Source organism: Janthinobacterium sp. GW822-FHT07H10, from assembly GCF_058798675.1.
The window spans coordinates 222,005-237,472 of record NZ_JBXAKS010000005.1 but is presented as its reverse complement, the minus strand read 5'-3'; the positions used below and the strand labels follow the sequence as shown (position 1 = coordinate 237,472).

Below are 15,468 nucleotides of genomic sequence, written 5' to 3'. Positions count from 1 at the left end.
CGGTTGATTTATGGGTGAACCCGGTTCGTATTCAGTTTTATGGTCACCACGGCCACCGTGACCGCCATTGCGGCGATGGCAGTCCGGTCACGCACGGCTGAAAAGTGGTTCATCATACCATTTCCTGATGCTTTTCTGGCCAAAAAACAGCAGTCCCAGCCTGCGCATCACGGGGCGGGACGGCCATCTTGCGCCAGTTTCCAGTCCGCGCGCGAAAAAACGCGCTCATGGCCGGACAAGGCCATGGCCAGTTTTTGCAGCCACTGCTCGGTCGGCATCGGTTCCGCCTTGAAGCTGAGGGCGATCATCAGCACCAGGCAAGCCAGCGCCAGCGCATGGCTGACGGCGATGTTGACGGCGCCGCGGGCGCTCCACATGAAGCCCAGCGCCACCGCCAGGCCCAGCACGCAGCCGCTGACGGCTTCCGACACGCTGTGCGCATGCACCACCACGCGCGAAATGGCCACCAGCACGGCGAACGCCACGCCGCAAGCGACACCCGCATGGCGCCAGCGCGGGTCGGCCCGCTGCAACAGGACATACAGCAAGACGGGAAACACGGCGCCGGCGCGCATGGCGTGGCCGCTGAAACCCGTGAAGTCGAGCGCGCTGCTGCCCACGCCCCAGCTCATGAAGGCCAGCTTCGACAGCACCACCAGGGCCAGGCCGCCGCCGTACCACAGGCTCCAGCTGAGCACCAGCTTCCACTGGCGCGACACCAGCAGCCACAGGGCGATGGCCGCACCGGCCGGCCCCATCAGGGACATGTCGGCCGTAAAAGAAATCCCGTTCCACCAAGTCATCGTGCCTGCGCTTATTCATGATCAACGCGCACTATGCCATGACATGGCCCGGTTCAGCGCGCCTTTTGATGCACTGCGGCGAAGAATTACATTCCATTACAAAATTTCCACATGAAAATAACCCTCGCCGCCATCACCGGTGCAGGGGCCGGAATGCTCAGATATTCGTCAGGCGCTTGCCCTTCGGCGGCGTGAAATCGCGGATCGAGGCGATCATGCCCACGTCCAGCGCCTGGTCGGCCGTCAGGTGCAGGTCGGAATATGCGTGCACCTGCCACTGCTCTTCCGTCAGGCTGACGTGGTTGCGCAGGATGCGCTCGGTGCGCATGTCATCGGCGCGCAAGCCCTCGACGATGATGCTGAGCGCATCGGGCCGCGAGCCGGGCGACGCCGTCGCGTGCGACTTGTGCACCATGAAGCGGGCCGTGTCGCTGGCATGGCGCTGGCGCCCCGCCAGGAACAGGGTCACGGCAATCGATGCCACGGCGCCCGCATTGTAGGTGACGATGTCGAGCGGCAACTTGCTGAGGTAGTTGTACAGGCAGATGCCGTCGCTGACATAGCCGCCGTTCGACTGGATCAGGATGTGCGCGGTGGTGAGCTTGTCTTCCGTGATATCGGCCACGGCATTGAAGACGCGCCGCACCATATCGCTGTTGACGTCGCCGGAGAGGGTGAAATACCCGTGCTGCTCGGTGTTGTTTTGCGTCTCGCTTTGTGTAGTGTTCATGGCAGGCACCCGCAAGAAAGCCAGGCTTTCATGATAGCGCATTCGCGCGCGGGCGGGCGCCCTTTTGCGCCCGCCCGGCCTGCCGCCAGCCCCGCAAACAAGCGCCTTGGCGGCGCCGGAACAACGTCTTTTCAGATTGACAGAAAGACCCTGCTGGCATATATTCCTCACACTTGATCGGGAGAGGGCAAACCAGCGTTGCCGCCGAAGGGGCACTACCCAAAAACTCTCAGGCAAAAGGACCGATCAGGCGGACTGAAGCTGTTGCTTTGGCGACATGTTTTAGCTCAACTCTGGAGAGCGACCGCGGCACATGCCGGCGGTCCACCGAAGGGGCGCACGGGGCAAGCCCCCGTAATCTCTCAGGTACAAAGGACAGGGGGGTCAGTGATCACGCCGACAAGCCGTGTTTGGCTTTGTGTGTTCTGTTAACTTCCCCTTTACCTTCGTCCCGAGGATTCAATGACGCTCAAAGCGACCCCACTCAATAACGCCCACCGTGCCCTCGGCGCCCGCATGGTCGATTTCGGCGGCTGGGACATGCCTGTCAACTACGGCTCGCAAATCGAAGAGCACCACGCCGTGCGCGGCGACGCCGGCATGTTCGACGTGTCGCATATGTGCGTGGTCGACATCGAGGGCCCGAACGTGCGCGCCTTCCTGCGCGGCTTGCTCGCCAACAACGTTGACAAACTGCAAGTGTCGGGCAAGGCGCTGTATTCGTGCATGCTGAATGCCGAAGGCACCGTCATCGATGACTTGATCGTCTACTTCTTCAACGAAAACTGGTTCCGCCTCGTCGTCAACGCGGGCACGGCTGAAAAAGACGTGGCCTGGATGCAGCAGCAAAATACGGCCACCAACAGCGGCCTGACGATCACCGAGCGCCGCGACGGCAATGCCCCCATGGCCCTGGTGGCCGTACAAGGCCCGAACGCGCGCGCCAAGGTATGGCAAGTGCTGCCGGAAACGCAAGCCGCGTCCGACGCCATCAAGCCATTCAATGTCGTCATCGTCAAGGACACGGCGTTCGGCGAAGTCATGCTGGCGCGCACCGGCTACACGGGCGAAGACGGCTTCGAAATCGGCGTCGCCGCCACCCAGGTGGAAGCGCTGTGGAACGCCCTGGCGGCAGCGGGCGTCAAGCCAGCCGGCCTGGGCGCGCGCGACACCCTGCGCCTGGAAGCGGGCATGAACCTGTACGGCCAGGACATGGATGAAAGCGTCAACCCGCTCGACGCGGGCCTGGCGTGGACCATCGACCTGGTCAGCGAGCGCGACTTCATCGGCAAGGCCGCCCTGCTGGCCCAAGGCCAGAACGCGCAATTCGTTGGACTGATCCTGCGCGAAAAAGGCGGCGTGCTGCGCGCCCACCAGAAAGTCATCATCGCCGGCAGCAGCGCCACGGGCGAAATCACCAGCGGCACCTTCAGCCCGACCATGCAGGAAGCGATCGCCCTGGCGCGCGTGCCGAACGGCGTGAAGGTGGGCGACACCGTGCACGTGGAAATCCGCGGCAAGCGGCTGGCCGCTTCCGTCGTCAAGCTGCCTTTCGTGCGTAACGGTAAAATCCTGGCTGCGTAAGGTTTTATAGAGCCGCCCGCAAGACCGTACAACCATAATCAATAACGAACACTTACCATCTGGAGCCACACATGAACATTCCTGCAGACCTGAAGTACACCGCATCCCACGAATGGGTACGCCTTGAAGGCGACGGCACGATCACCGTCGGCATCACCGAATACGCGCAGGATGCACTGGGCGACATCGTCTTCGTCGAACTGCCAACCGTGGGCAACACCTACGGCGCCGGCGACGACGCCGCCGTGGTGGAATCGGTCAAAGCAGCGAGCGACATCTACGCGCCGATCGCCGGCGAAGTCGTGGCCGTCAACGACGCCGTGGTCAATTCGCCTGAATCGATCAACGCCGACGCCTACGCCAACTGGCTGTTCAAGATCAAGCCAGCCGACGTGTCGGCCCTGGACGGCTTGCTCGACGCTGCCGCCTATGGCGCCACCACCGGCGCCTGATCGCGCTTGATACACGGGCCGCGTTTGCGGCCCGTTTGCATTTTTTCTGCGCTGCGCCCGCGCGCCGCATCCCGGTTTTTCAGTCTTTTTTGGCCTCTATATCATGACCCGCACCAGCCTGACCCAACTCGAAGCACGCGATGCCTTCATCGCCCGCCACATCGGCCCCTCCCCTACCGAACAGCAAGCCATGCTGGCGACCCTCGGCTATCCATCGCGCGCCGCGCTGATCGATGCCCTGGTGCCGGCCAACATCCGCAACAAGGGCGCGCTGCCCCTGGGCGCGTACTCGCAGCCGATGCCGGAACAGGAAGCGCTGTCGCGCCTGAAAGCCATCGCCGGCAAGAACCAGGTGCTCAAATCCCTGATAGGCCAAGGTTATTACAATACCTTCACGCCCGGTGTCGTTTTGCGCAACATCTTCGAAAACCCGGCCTGGTACACGGCGTACACGCCTTACCAGCCGGAGATTTCGCAAGGCCGCCTGGAAGCCATTTTGAACTTCCAGCAAGTGATCACCGACCTCACCGGCATGGGCATCGCGAATGCCTCGATGCTGGACGAAGGCACGGCCGCCGCCGAGGCGATGACCCTGATCCAGCGCGTAGGCAAGTCGAAATCGAACGTGCTGTACGTCGCCAATGACGTGCTGCCGCAAACGCTGGAAGTGGTGCAGACGCGCGCCCAGCCGATCGGCATCGAGGTGCGCACCTTCGACCCGGCGGAAATCGAGTCGCTCGACGGCTGCTTCGGCGTGCTGCTGCAATACCCGGGCGTCAACGGCGTCGTGCGCGACTACCGCGCCGGCGTGGAAAAACTGCATGCGAACGGCGCCATGGTCATCGTCGCGGCCGACCTGCTGGCCCTGACCATGCTCACGCCACCGGGCGAATGGGGCGCCGACGTCGTCGTCGGCAACAGCCAGCGCTTCGGCGTGCCGCTCGGCTTCGGCGGCCCGCACGCGGGCTACCTGTCCACGCGCGATGAATTCAAGCGCAATATGTCGGGCCGCCTGGTGGGCGTGACCGTCGATGCACAAGGCAACAAGGCCTACCGCCTGGCCCTGCAAACGCGCGAACAGCATATCCGCCGCGAAAAAGCCACCTCCAACATCTGCACGGCGCAAGTGCTGCTGGCCGTGATGGCCTCGATGTACGCCGTCTACCACGGCCCTGCCGGCCTGCTGCAGATCGCCCAGCGCGTGCACCGCTTTACGGGCGTGCTGGCGGCCAACCTGAAGACCCTGGGCTACGGCATCGCCAACGCCAGCTACTTCGACACCCTGACCGTCAACGTCGCCGATGCGGAAAAACTGCACGCGACGGCACTGAAGCACGGCGTCAACCTGCGCAAGGTCGACGCCACCCACGTCGGCCTGTCGCTGGACGAAACCACCACGCGCGCCGATATCGCGCTGCTGTGGACGGTCTTCGCCGACGGCGTCGCCAACGCGCCTGCCGCCCCGGACCTGGACGCCGTCGAAGCGGCCGTCACCAGCGCCCTGCCGGCGCAGCTGGCGCGCGAGAGCGCCTACCTGACCCACCCCGTCTTCAACAGCTACCACTCGGAACACGAGATGCTGCGCTACCTGCGCAGCCTGGCCGACAAGGACCTGGCGCTGGACCGCACCATGATCCCGCTCGGCTCGTGCACCATGAAGCTGAATGCGACGTCGGAAATGATCCCCGTCACCTGGCCCGAATTTTCCAACATTCACCCGTTCGCGCCGGATGCGCAAACCGTGGGCTACCGCGAAATGATCTCGCAGCTGGAAGAGATGCTGTGCGCCTTGACGGGCTACGCCGCCGTCTCGCTGCAGCCGAACGCCGGCTCGCAGGGCGAATACGCGGGCCTGCTGGTGATCAAGGCCTACCATGAATCGCGCGGCGAAGGCCACCGCAACATCTGCCTGATCCCGTCGTCGGCGCACGGCACCAACCCGGCGTCGGCCAATATGGTCGGCATGCAGGTGGTCGTCACCAGCTGCGACGCCAACGGCAACGTGGACCTGGCCGACCTGAAGGCGAAGGCGGAAAAGCACAGCGCCAACCTGGCCTGCGTGATGGTCACCTACCCGTCCACCCACGGCGTGTTCGAGGAAGGCATCCAGGAACTGTGCGAGATCATCCACTCGCACGGCGGCCAGGTCTACATCGACGGCGCCAACATGAACGCGCTGGTCGGCGTGGCCGCTCCCGGCTCGTTCGGCGGTGACGTCTCGCACCTGAACCTGCACAAGACCTTCTGCATCCCGCACGGCGGCGGCGGACCAGGCGTCGGCCCGATCGGCGTCGGCGCCCACCTGGCGAAATTCCTGCCGAACCAGCGTTCCTCGGGCTACCAGCGCGACGCTGCCGGCATCGGCGCCGTCAGCGCCGCGCCATTCGGCTCGGCCAGCATCCTGCCGATTTCGTGGATGTACATCGCCATGATGGGCGCGGAAGGCTTGACGGCCGCCACCGAGACGGCGATCCTGGCGGCGAACTACATCGCGCGCCGCCTGGCGCCGCACTACCCTGTGCTGTACTCGGGCCACGACGGCCTGGTCGCGCACGAGTGCATCCTGGACCTGCGCCCGATCACGGACGCCACCGGCATCAGCAACGAAGACGTGGCCAAGCGCCTGATGGACTTCGGCTTCCATGCGCCGACCATGAGCTTCCCCGTGCCGGGCACCCTGATGATCGAGCCGACGGAAAGCGAATCGAAAGTGGAGATCGACCGTTTCATCGACGCCATGATCGCCATCCGCGCGGAAATCGCCAAGGTCGCCAGCGGTGAATTCGACCATGACGACAACCCGCTGAGAAACGCGCCGCACACGGCACAGGTGTTGATGTCGGACAACTGGGAACGCAAGTACAGCCGTGAAATCGCCGCCTACCCCGTCGCGTCCTTGCGCCAGCGCAAATACTGGCCGCCGGTCGGCCGCGCCGACAACGTGTATGGCGACCGCAACCTGTTCTGCGGCTGCGCGCCCATCAGTTCCTACGAAGAGGAATAAACGCCAGGCGCCCGCTTTCGCGGGCCTGTCGGCGACAAGAAGGCAGGCCATTCGGCCTGCCTTTTTTCATGCACGCATGAACATGGCTGTGTAGCCTGGATTAGCGACGCGTAATCCAAGCTCGCCACCGGCTTTGTCAACGCTGTTGTCGGATTACGCGCTGGCACGCTAATCCGACCTACTGACTGGCGAAGGTCAGGGGCATTAAAACAGAACGGCAGACCGATGGTCTGCCGTTTTTTTATTGTCGCCAGCCTGATCGTTACAGGGCCAGCAAGGCCGCGCCCGGCACGGCCATGGCGCCGGCCACGATGGTCAGGCACACGACGTCGCGCCGCTCGCAGCGGGCGCGGTGCGAACTCCACGCCGCGAACAGCAGCGCCGCCGCGATACCGCTGAGCATAATGCCGAATTCCATCATGCCATCTCTCCCCGCGCCGCGGGGGCGCCTGCCTTGGCTTCCGTTCTCATCATCATCTCATCCTTTTCATAGTGTGTAAAAATGAAGGCTACCTACCGGTAGGCAGTAAGTGTACAATAAAAATGGCAGCGGCGTCCATGCCGCGCTTTTTTGACGATACAAAGGAAGAACAATGCAGCAGCAATCCCCCCTCCCCGCCGCCAGTCTCGGGCTGGCGGCCTCGCTGGCCCTGGTGGCCATCCTCGGCCCGGCCGGCATCGACATGTACCTGGCCTCGATGCCGGCCATGGCGCGCGAACTGCACACCTCGTATGCGAACGTGCAGCTGAGCCTAACCGTCTTCCTGCTGGCGCTGGGCGGCGGCCAACTGCTGTGCGGCCCCCTGACGGACATGCTGGGCCGGCGCCGTCCACTGCTGGCGGGCATTGCCGTCTACATCGTGGCGGCCGTGTGGGCGTCGCAGGCGGAGCAGCTGTCCACCCTGCTACTGGCGCGGACGCTGCAGGGCCTGGGCGCCGCGCTGACCCTGGTGGTGGTGATGAGCATGGTGCGCGACGTCGCCGACGGCGTCAAAGCGGCGCAACTGTTTGCCCTCCTGATGACCATCGTCGGCCTGGCGCCCGTGCTGGCGCCGGCCGTCGGCGGCTTGCTCGACGCGCATTACGGCTGGCGCACGGTGATGCTGGCCCTGGCCGCCTTGGGCGCCGTGACCCTGCTCAATAGCGCGCTGTTCCTGCCGGAAACCCTGCCGCCGGCCAGGCGCATCGCGCCGCGCGGCATGCACCGCACGTATGCGCGCATCGCGCTGGACCGCGCCTTCCTGCTGCCCGCGCTGGCCCTATCCGCCAGCTTCTTCTTCCTCTTTGCGTACATCGGCGGCGCGTCGCTCGTCTACCAGCGCGATTTCGGCCTGTCCGCCGGCAGCTTCGGCCTCGTCTTCGGCGCCACGGGCGTGGCCGTGCTGCTGGGCGCGATGGCCAGCGGCCGCCTCGTGGGCCGCCACGGCATGGCGCGCCTCGGCGTGGCCGGCAGCGCCGCCATGCTGGGCGGCGCGGGACTGGCCCTGCTGGGCGCCTGGGCCGGCTTCGGCATCGCAGCCGTCGTGCCCGGCATGTTCGTGGCCCTGTTCGGCCTGGGCATCGCGGAAGCGGCGCTGATGGCCATGGCCATGGGCTCGCAGCAGCGGGCGCTCGGCTCCACGGCCGCGCTGCTGGGAGCCATCCAGATGAGCTTGTCGTCGCTGGCGACGCCGCTGGCGGCCAGCCTGTCCGAATGGGGGCCCGTGCCATGGCTGCTGTTCTTGACCGTGGCCGGCCTGCTGGTATCATGGCTGACCCTGGCAACTGCGCGCGTCCATCCGGCACGCGCCACCGGCCTGGCGGCGCACTGACGCCTCACCGAATACAACCCTGATGATCAAGAAACGCTCGGCTTCCGCCGATAAAATCTGTGCCGTTGCCGTTGGGCATTTTTCCGAACATGGCTACGATGCCTCGTCCCTCAGCGACATCGCCGAGCAGGCCGGCATGCGCAAAGCCTCGCTGTACTCGCACTTCGCCGGCAAGGACGCCCTCTTCCTCGATGTCTTCGCCGACGCGCTGGAAGAGGAGCACGCGTTCATGCAAGCCTGCTTCGACGACGAGGCAAACCTGAGTCCGCTAACGCCGGCCACGGGCGGCCAGCTGGCCGGCGCCCTGTATTGCGACCGCATGGCGCAGCGCTACGCGGAGTCGGCCCACCTGCGCTTCCTGCTGCGCACGGCCTACCTGCCGCCCGCCACCTTGCGCGTCCAGGTCGGCAGCGGCTTCGAGGCGCTGCTGGTGCAGCTGCTCCAGTATTACGTCGCCAGCCTGGGCCGCCTGGCGCCGGCATTGCCTGCCGCGCGCATCGAGCTGTATGCGCAAGCCTACCTGGGCATCGTCGACAGCCTGCATGTGGAGCTGATCTACGCGGGCGGCGCCGCCCTGCAGCAGCGCCACGCGGCCCTGTGGCAGATCCTGTCCGACTCGCTGGCGATGGCGGCGCGGGCGGCCTGAAGCCGCGCGGTAGAAGGCCATGCAACATCGTGCCACAGCCACATTACACTTTGGAAACCTAAGATTTCTTCAGTTGACACCCTTGCAGCGCATCCATAAGATGCCCTCATTATTCATTTACGGAGTCCCACGTGGGTACTTGTTCTAGTGACAGTAGCCGATCTTGTATCGGTGATTGCCTCGGCAGCTAAACAGCAAGCAACGCGGAACTTCCTTTCCTCCGTGCCTTGCTGAGCAAGGTGCGGTGTCTCTCGCAGCCAGTCCGGCTGCGCGCCTCTCCCCCTCTTTCCGATCGCGACCGGCTACTGACCCGGATTGCCCGCCAGCGCCATGCTTTGCCATGCGCGCTGGCGGCACGCAAGTCTTGCCTGCGGCTGCGCCGCCCGTCAACACCTCGTCGTGAAAGGAAGAGCCATGAATCTCTTCACCCGCTTATTCGAATCGTTCCTGCGCAAGCGCCACACGGCCGGCCATTTCCGCCGCCGCGCCATGCCGCTGGAAAACAGCACGGCCCGCCCCGTGCCCGACCACCTGGCGCGCCAGCTGCTGGCCGCCGCCCACGAAGACCTGGCGACGGCCCTGAACCGCCTGCATACGCGGGCCGAAGGCTTGCGCGATGCCGAGGCGCAAGTGATCGGCGCGCAAACGGGGCCGAACGAAGTCGAGCATGAAAAACCGCTGGCCTGGTACCAGCACCTGTGGCTGTGCTACAAGAACCCGTTCAACCTGCTGCTGACCGTGCTGGCCATCGTTTCCTACCTGACGGAAGACCCGAAGGCAACCATCGTCATCGGCACCATGGTGATCCTGTCGACCCTGCTGCGCTTCGTGCAGGAAGGCCGCTCGAACCGCGCCGCCGAACGCCTGAAAGCCATGGTCAGCAACACGGCCACCGTGCTGCGCAATGGCCAGCAGGGCGAGCTGCCGATCCGCCAGCTGGTGCAGGGTGACATCATCGTGCTGTCGGCCGGCGACATGATCCCCGCCGACTGCCGCTTGCTTTCCGCGAAAGACCTGTTCGTCAGCCAGGCCGCCATGACGGGCGAATCCCTGCCCGTGGAAAAGATGGCCGAGCTGGCCGACAGCGCGGGGCGCGACCCGATGGAGCTGGCCAACCTGCTGTTCATGGGCACGAATGTGATCTCGGGCGCCGCCACGGCGCTGGTCTTGGCTACCGGCAACCGCACCTATTTCGGCACCATCGCCACGCGCGTGACGGCCACCGAGCGCACGCCGACGGCCTTCGAGGCGGGCGTCAACAGCGTCAGCTGGCTGCTGATCCGCTTCGCCCTCGTGATGGCGCCGCTCGTGTTCCTGATCAACGGCTGGACCAAGGGCGACTGGATGGAAGCGTTCCTCTTCGCCCTGTCCGTGGCCGTGGGCCTGACGCCGGAAATGCTGCCGATGATCGTCACCAGCACCCTGGCCAAGGGCGCCGTGAAACTGTCGAAAAAGAAAGTCGTCGTCAAGCGCCTCGACGCCATCCAGAACTTCGGCGCCATGGACGTGCTGTGCACGGACAAGACGGGCACCTTGACGCAGGACAAGATCGTGCTCGAACGCCACACGGACGTCTTCGGCCAGCCTTCCGACGAGGTGCTGCAATTCGCCTATTTGAACAGCCACTACCAGACAGGCCTGAAAAACCTGCTCGATCGTGCCGTGCTCGACCATGTTGAACTGCAGACGGAAATGCAGCTGGCCCGCGACTATGTCAAAGTCGATGAAATCCCGTTCGATTTCGTGCGCCGCCGCATGTCCGTCGTCGTTTCCGAACGCAACGACCACCATGAGCTGATCTGCAAGGGCGCCGTCGAGGAAATCCTCGCCGCCTGCAGCCATCTGCGCCTGGGCGGCGTGAATATTCCCCTCGACGCCGCCCTGCTGGCCAAGGTGCTGGAGACCACGCACGGCTTGAATGCGGAAGGTTTAAGAGTGGTGGCCGTGGCCGTCAAGGAAGTGCCGCCGCATAAAACCGTGTATGGCGTGGCCGATGAAACGGCGCTGACCCTGATCGGTTACGTCGCCTTCCTCGATCCACCCAAGGAATCGACGGCGCCCGCCCTGCGCGCGCTGGCGGAACACGGGGTGACGGTAAAAGTCTTGACGGGAGACAACCACCTGGTGACGGCGAAGATTTGCCGCGAAGTGGGCCTGGCCGTGCATGGCGTGCTGCAAGGCCCGCAGCTCGACGACATGGATGACGCCACCCTGGCCAGGGCGGCCGAGGACAACACCGTGTTTGCCAAGCTCAGCCCGCTGCACAAGGAGCGCCTCGTGCGCGCCCTGCGCGGCAATGGCCATATCGTCGGCTTCATGGGCGACGGCATCAACGATGCGCCGGCCCTGCGCGCGGCCGACATCGGCATTTCCGTCGATTCGGCCGTCGATATCGCCAAGGAAGCGGCCGACATCATCCTGCTGGAAAAGAGCCTGATGGTGCTGGAAGAAGGCGTGCTGGAAGGCCGCCGCACCTTCAGCAACATGCTCAAATACATACGCATGACGGCCAGCTCGAACTTCGGCAATGTGTTTTCCGTGCTGGTGGCCAGCGCCTTCCTGCCATTTTTACCGATGCTGCCGCTGCACTTGCTGGTGCAAAACCTGCTGTATGACGTGTCGCAGATCGCCATCCCGTTCGACAACGTCGACGCCGAACTGATCCAGCAGCCGCTGAGCTGGAACCCGCGCGACATCGGCCGCTTCATGGTGTTCTTCGGCCCCATCAGCTCGATCTTCGACATCAGCACGTTCATCCTGATGTGGCATGTGTTTGGCGCGAACAGCCCGGAACAGCAGACCCTGTTCCAGTCCGGCTGGTTCGTCGTGGGCCTGCTGACGCAAACCCTGATCGTGCACCTGATCCGCACGCCCAGGCTGCCCTTCATCGACAGCATCGCGTCCGTGCCCCTGCTGGTGGCGACGACGGCCATCATGGCCGTGGGCGTGTTCCTGCCGATGGGTCCGCTGGCGAGCTATTTCAAGCTGCAGGCTTTGCCGCTGGGCTACTTCCCCTGGCTGCTGGGCATTCTCGTCTGCTACACCCTGCTGACGACGTTCATGAAACGCGTGTACCTGCGCAAATTCGGCTGGCAATAGTATGATGGGCCGCTCTTACCCCTACAAAAGGCGCGCATGAGCGGCTCTTCTCTTTCCAAGCGTAATCTCGCCCTGCTGCTGTCGGCCCTGGTGTTTCCCGGCAGCGGGCATTTCGTCATCGGCCGCAAGGCGCGCGGCTGCCTGTTCCTTGTTCCTGCCCTGGTCGCGCTGGTATGCGTGTTGCGCCAGATCATGGCACGCTTGGACCAGGTCATGGCACAGATCGACAGCGGCGCCCTGCCCCTCGACGTGCAGCTGATCGTGGAAAGAGTCGATGCCCTGTCCGCCAATGACGGCCCGGCCATGACGGTGGCCGTGGGCGTGCTGGTGCTGTGCTGGCTCGGCAGCCTGGTCGATACCGTGCTGTTGAAACCTTAGCATCAACGTCAAACGAGCATCAAGCCGCATCGTCCTTGACGCGGCGCGTCTTCGGTCCGCGGATGGCGGCGATGCGCGCCTCGCTGCGTTCCTGCACGCGGCCGCTGAACCAGCCCTGCACATCGGCGCCAAAGCCGGCCGGCGCCACGCTGCCGAAACCTTGCGCCAGGTCCAGCAAGCTGGTCTTGGCCAGTTCGGCGCGCATGCTTTTCTCGGCGCGCAGCATCAGTGCATGGATGCCGCACACGCCGCTCGTCATCCAGCCCGGCGGCTCGCCTGCGTACAAGGTGCAGCGGCTGCGGATCTGCTGGCAATCGAACAGCGGTTTCGGGCCTTCGATGGCATCCACCACGTCGAGCACGCTGATCTCGCCCGCGGGGCGCGCCAGCTGGTAGCCGCCGCGGATGCCTTCGGACGCCGTCACGATGCCCGCCTTCTCCAGCTTGGGAAAGATTTTCGCCAGGAAGGAGACGGAGATGCCCTGCAACTCCGCCAGATCGCGGCTGCTGGCAGGCTCGGCAAGCGGCTGGGCCAGATACAGCAGGCAATGCAAGCCATACTCGGTGCCGCTTCCATAATGTGCCATGATGCCATTCCTCCGTTGCAAAACGGGGACTTTATCACTCCACGTTAGCTGCCGCAAGGCGCGACTACAGCGACAGTTCGAACGCCGGATCGGCGGCGGCCAGCGCCGCGGCGCTGTCGGCCGGTGGATAGATCACGCGGCCATTGATGGCCACCTTCATGGCCTTGCCCTCGCTGCCCGTCAGCCACACCTTGCGCTCCCAGCCCTGCGTCACGACCGCGCCCCACGCCCCCAGGTCCAGGCAAGTCACATAATACGGTTGGCGGTAGGGCCGCGTCGCCAGTCCCAGCAGGTCTGCCACGGCATTGTCGCCCGACGAGCGGCCAAGGAACATGGCGTGCTGACAGCTCATCAGCGTGTGATTGCCTGCGTCATCCGTGGCGGCGACGGCGGCGTCGCCCGTGGCAAAGACCTTGCCGGCGCCAGGCACGCGCAAGTCAGGCGCCACCCGCAGGCGTCCCGCGGCATCTTTCTCGCCGGGAATCTGCGCCGTCAGCGCGCTGGCCCGCACGCCCGCCGTCCACACCACGGTGTGCGCCTCGATGCGCTCGCCATCGGCGGTGCTCAAGCCGCCCGCGTCGATGGCGGCAACCGCCGAACCAAGCCGGCATTCCACGCCCAGCTCGGCCAGCGCCTGTTCGATCACGGGGCGCGGTCCCGGCCCCAGGTCGGGACCGATATCGGATGCCCGCTCGACAATGATCACCTTGATATCGGCATCCGCGCCCAGGATGGCGCGCAGGCGCGACGGCAGTTCGGCCGCCAGCTCGATGCCCGTGAAGCCGCCGCCGGCCACGACGACGGTATTGCGCGCGGCCGATGCGGGCCTGGCGGCCAGCGCGTGCAGGTGCGCATCGAGCGCCACCGCTTCGTCGCGCTGGTCGGTGCTGAAGGCAAACTCTTGCAGGCCAGGGATATTCGGCCGGAACAGGCTGCTGCCGGCCGCCAGTACCAGGCGGTCGTAGGCCACGGTCGAACGGCTGCCATCGGCGGCCACGATGTCGACTTCGTCGCTGTCGCTGCGGATGGCTTCGACCTTGCCGGCGATGAAGCGCACACCCGTGTCGTCGAACAGTTGCTGTAACGGCGCCACCATGCCGGCGGGTGCCGGTTCGTACAGGCGCGGGCGCATCGTCAGCATGGCTTCCGGCGCCACCAGCGCCACTTCGACCTCGCCGGCGGGCATATTTTCCAGCCTCAGGCGACGCACGGCCGCCAGGGCACTCCACAATCCGGCAAAGCCGGCACCAATGATCAATACGCGCTGTGTCATGTTTTTCTCCTTGAGTTGATAACGCAGACTATATCACTCCGCGTTATAGCGTGCAAGCGGGCATGCAAAAACGCGACAGCCTGCCTTGCGGTCTGTGCCGCACTCGCGTAGATTCGCGGCACGACGACGAGGGAAAGCCCCATGCAACAGGAATTGGAAACATTGCTGACAGCCGCGTTCAAGAGCGAGCGGGCACAGGCGCGCCGGCTGGCCGCGCGGGAAGGCATCGCGGACGACACGGCGCTGCAGCGGATACTGGAACAGGCAGCGGGCACCTTGGGCCTGGCCGCCCTGCTGGCGACACGGCTGCAGGCGCACGCCGCCGAAGCGCAGCGCAAGGCGCAAAAGATCAGCGACCGCCAGCAGGCGCAGGCGGCGCGGCGCGTGCAGGCGGTGCCGGCTTCGGCCTGGCGCGGCTGGTTCGATGGCTCGGCCCACCCGAACCCGGGCAAGCTGGGCATAGGCGCCCTGCTGCTGGGGCCGCATGGCGAACGCATCGAAGTGAGCCAGGCGGCCGGCCATGGCAATAGCAGCGAGGCGGAATATGCGGCCCTGACGGCCGTCCTGCAGGCGGCACTCGGCGTGCGCCCGCCCCAGCTCTTGCTGTACGGCGACAGCCAGGTGGTGATCAATGACGTGCTGGGGACGACGCCGGTCGGCGCCAGGGGGCTGGAAACGCAGCGGGCCACCGTCGTGGCCCTGCTGGAACAATTCAATGATGTAACGTTGCGCTGGATTCCGCGCCACCGCAATGGCGAGGCGGACCGGCTGTCGCAGCTGGCGATCGCCGGCTGGGTGGAGGAAGAGGCTATTCCTCCGTTGGCAGATTAAGCGGCGCGGCCGATCCGCAAGGCTTCCTTCGGCTCTTTCGCCAGCGGCCGCTTCATCCCCTTCAAGCCGCTGACGCTGGCTTGCTGGCCATTGAGCTTGAAGACACTGACGACTTGCGCCAGGTTGTGCGCCTGGTGCTGCATCGATTCGGCGGCCGCCGCCGATTCTTCCACCAAGGCTGCATTCTGCTGCGTCACGGCATCCATCTGGCCGATGGCGCGGTTGATCTCGTCGATGCCCACGCTTTGCTCGCTGCTGGCGGCCGTGATTT

General features: G+C 65.1%; 13 protein-coding genes, 1 pseudogene and 2 riboswitches. Of the genes and pseudogenes, 8 read left to right on the top strand and 6 right to left on the bottom strand.

Annotated features, from left to right (window positions below):
* Window positions 1-167: 167 nt before the first annotated feature.
* Window positions 168-803 (bottom strand): phosphatase PAP2 family protein, encoded by a 636-nt coding sequence (locus AC1RDJ_RS14340; RefSeq protein WP_232250902.1) that lies wholly within the window; start codon window positions 801-803, stop codon window positions 168-170.
* A 157-nt stretch (window positions 804-960) separates the two neighbouring features.
* Complete coding sequence (locus AC1RDJ_RS14335) at window positions 961-1,533, bottom strand: ATP-dependent Clp protease proteolytic subunit (RefSeq protein WP_493027784.1); 573 nt, start codon at window positions 1,531-1,533, stop codon at window positions 961-963.
* Between the two features lie 168 nt (window positions 1,534-1,701).
* Window positions 1,702-1,788, top strand: a riboswitch (glycine riboswitch).
* A gap of 28 nt (window positions 1,789-1,816) precedes the next feature.
* Window positions 1,817-1,922, top strand: a riboswitch (glycine riboswitch).
* Between the two features lie 73 nt (window positions 1,923-1,995).
* Between AC1RDJ_RS14335 and gcvT the strand changes: the two genes are divergently transcribed.
* The 3 genes from gcvT to gcvP all read left to right on the top strand — a co-directional run bounded on the left by gcvT (window position 1,996) and on the right by gcvP (window position 6,573).
* On the top strand, window positions 1,996-3,117 hold the full coding sequence (gene gcvT, locus AC1RDJ_RS14330) for a glycine cleavage system aminomethyltransferase GcvT (RefSeq protein ID WP_289887152.1): 1,122 nt from the start codon (window positions 1,996-1,998) through the stop codon (window positions 3,115-3,117).
* 71 nt (window positions 3,118-3,188) lie between these two features.
* Complete coding sequence (gene gcvH / locus AC1RDJ_RS14325; RefSeq protein WP_071324036.1) at window positions 3,189-3,569, top strand: glycine cleavage system protein GcvH; 381 nt, start codon at window positions 3,189-3,191, stop codon at window positions 3,567-3,569.
* Between the two features lie 103 nt (window positions 3,570-3,672).
* Window positions 3,673-6,573 (top strand): aminomethyl-transferring glycine dehydrogenase, encoded by a 2,901-nt coding sequence (gcvP, locus tag AC1RDJ_RS14320; RefSeq protein ID WP_071324037.1) that lies wholly within the window; start codon window positions 3,673-3,675, stop codon window positions 6,571-6,573.
* Between the two features lie 262 nt (window positions 6,574-6,835).
* On the opposite strand, the gene AC1RDJ_RS14315 is transcribed toward gcvP, so the two are convergent.
* Window positions 6,836-6,994 carry a hypothetical protein gene (locus AC1RDJ_RS14315; protein WP_198043691.1) on the bottom strand — a complete coding sequence of 53 codons (159 nt, stop codon included), beginning with the start codon at window positions 6,992-6,994 and terminating at the stop codon, window positions 6,836-6,838.
* Window positions 6,995-7,166: 172 nt separating this feature from the next.
* Between AC1RDJ_RS14315 and AC1RDJ_RS14310 the strand changes: the two genes are divergently transcribed.
* The 4 genes from AC1RDJ_RS14310 (at window position 7,167) to AC1RDJ_RS14295 (ending at window position 12,507) form a co-directional block, all read left to right on the top strand.
* A complete protein-coding gene (locus tag AC1RDJ_RS14310) occupies window positions 7,167-8,384 on the top strand; it encodes a Bcr/CflA family efflux MFS transporter (protein WP_493027783.1) in 1,218 nt (405 codons plus the stop codon).
* 22 nt (window positions 8,385-8,406) lie between these two features.
* Complete coding sequence (locus AC1RDJ_RS14305; RefSeq protein WP_083411869.1) at window positions 8,407-9,030, top strand: TetR/AcrR family transcriptional regulator; 624 nt, start codon at window positions 8,407-8,409, stop codon at window positions 9,028-9,030.
* Window positions 9,031-9,444: 414 nt separating this feature from the next.
* On the top strand, window positions 9,445-12,129 hold the full coding sequence (gene mgtA / locus AC1RDJ_RS14300; RefSeq protein ID WP_071324039.1) for a magnesium-translocating P-type ATPase: 2,685 nt from the start codon (window positions 9,445-9,447) through the stop codon (window positions 12,127-12,129).
* A 36-nt stretch (window positions 12,130-12,165) separates the two neighbouring features.
* Window positions 12,166-12,507, top strand: a complete 342-nt coding sequence (locus AC1RDJ_RS14295; protein ID WP_493027782.1) for a hypothetical protein — start codon at window positions 12,166-12,168, stop codon at window positions 12,505-12,507.
* Window positions 12,508-12,526: 19 nt separating this feature from the next.
* Here the strand turns inward: AC1RDJ_RS14295 and AC1RDJ_RS14290 are convergent, their stop codons facing one another.
* Entirely contained in the window at window positions 12,527-13,093 is a 567-nt protein-coding gene (locus AC1RDJ_RS14290; RefSeq protein WP_071324041.1) for an RrF2 family transcriptional regulator, read from the bottom strand.
* A 64-nt stretch (window positions 13,094-13,157) separates the two neighbouring features.
* The gene (locus tag AC1RDJ_RS14285; protein WP_493027781.1) at window positions 13,158-14,366 is read right to left on the bottom strand and encodes an NAD(P)/FAD-dependent oxidoreductase; all 1,209 of its coding nucleotides are present in this window, start codon (window positions 14,364-14,366) and stop codon (window positions 13,158-13,160) included.
* 141 nt (window positions 14,367-14,507) lie between these two features.
* On the opposite strand from AC1RDJ_RS14285, the gene AC1RDJ_RS14280 reads away from it, so the two are divergent.
* The gene (locus AC1RDJ_RS14280) at window positions 14,508-15,197 is read left to right on the top strand and encodes a ribonuclease HI family protein (protein WP_071324043.1); all 690 of its coding nucleotides are present in this window, start codon (window positions 14,508-14,510) and stop codon (window positions 15,195-15,197) included.
* Here AC1RDJ_RS14280 and AC1RDJ_RS14275 read toward each other — a convergent pair.
* A pseudogene (locus AC1RDJ_RS14275) lies at window positions 15,194-15,468 on the bottom strand (methyl-accepting chemotaxis protein); the annotation flags it as partial. The gene AC1RDJ_RS14280 and the pseudogene AC1RDJ_RS14275 sit on opposite strands and share 4 nt — an antisense overlap.

Coding starts and splice junctions, on each gene's coding strand:
- gcvT (WP_289887152.1), top strand. CDS start 1,996: ATGACGCTCAAAGCGACCCCACTCAATAACGCCCACCGTGCCCTCGGC.
- AC1RDJ_RS14340 (WP_232250902.1), bottom strand. CDS start 803: ATGACTTGGTGGAACGGGATTTCTTTTACGGCCGACATGTCCCTGATG.
- AC1RDJ_RS14290 (WP_071324041.1), bottom strand. CDS start 13,093: ATGGCACATTATGGAAGCGGCACCGAGTATGGCTTGCATTGCCTGCTG.
- AC1RDJ_RS14310 (WP_493027783.1), top strand. CDS start 7,167: ATGCAGCAGCAATCCCCCCTCCCCGCCGCCAGTCTCGGGCTGGCGGCC.
- gcvH (WP_071324036.1), top strand. CDS start 3,189: ATGAACATTCCTGCAGACCTGAAGTACACCGCATCCCACGAATGGGTA.
- AC1RDJ_RS14295 (WP_493027782.1), top strand. CDS start 12,166: ATGAGCGGCTCTTCTCTTTCCAAGCGTAATCTCGCCCTGCTGCTGTCG.
- gcvP (WP_071324037.1), top strand. CDS start 3,673: ATGACCCGCACCAGCCTGACCCAACTCGAAGCACGCGATGCCTTCATC.
- AC1RDJ_RS14315 (WP_198043691.1), bottom strand. CDS start 6,994: ATGATGGAATTCGGCATTATGCTCAGCGGTATCGCGGCGGCGCTGCTG.
- AC1RDJ_RS14305 (WP_083411869.1), top strand. CDS start 8,407: ATGATCAAGAAACGCTCGGCTTCCGCCGATAAAATCTGTGCCGTTGCC.
- AC1RDJ_RS14280 (WP_071324043.1), top strand. CDS start 14,508: ATGCAACAGGAATTGGAAACATTGCTGACAGCCGCGTTCAAGAGCGAG.
- AC1RDJ_RS14285 (WP_493027781.1), bottom strand. CDS start 14,366: ATGACACAGCGCGTATTGATCATTGGTGCCGGCTTTGCCGGATTGTGG.
- AC1RDJ_RS14335 (WP_493027784.1), bottom strand. CDS start 1,533: ATGAACACTACACAAAGCGAGACGCAAAACAACACCGAGCAGCACGGG.
- mgtA (WP_071324039.1), top strand. CDS start 9,445: ATGAATCTCTTCACCCGCTTATTCGAATCGTTCCTGCGCAAGCGCCAC.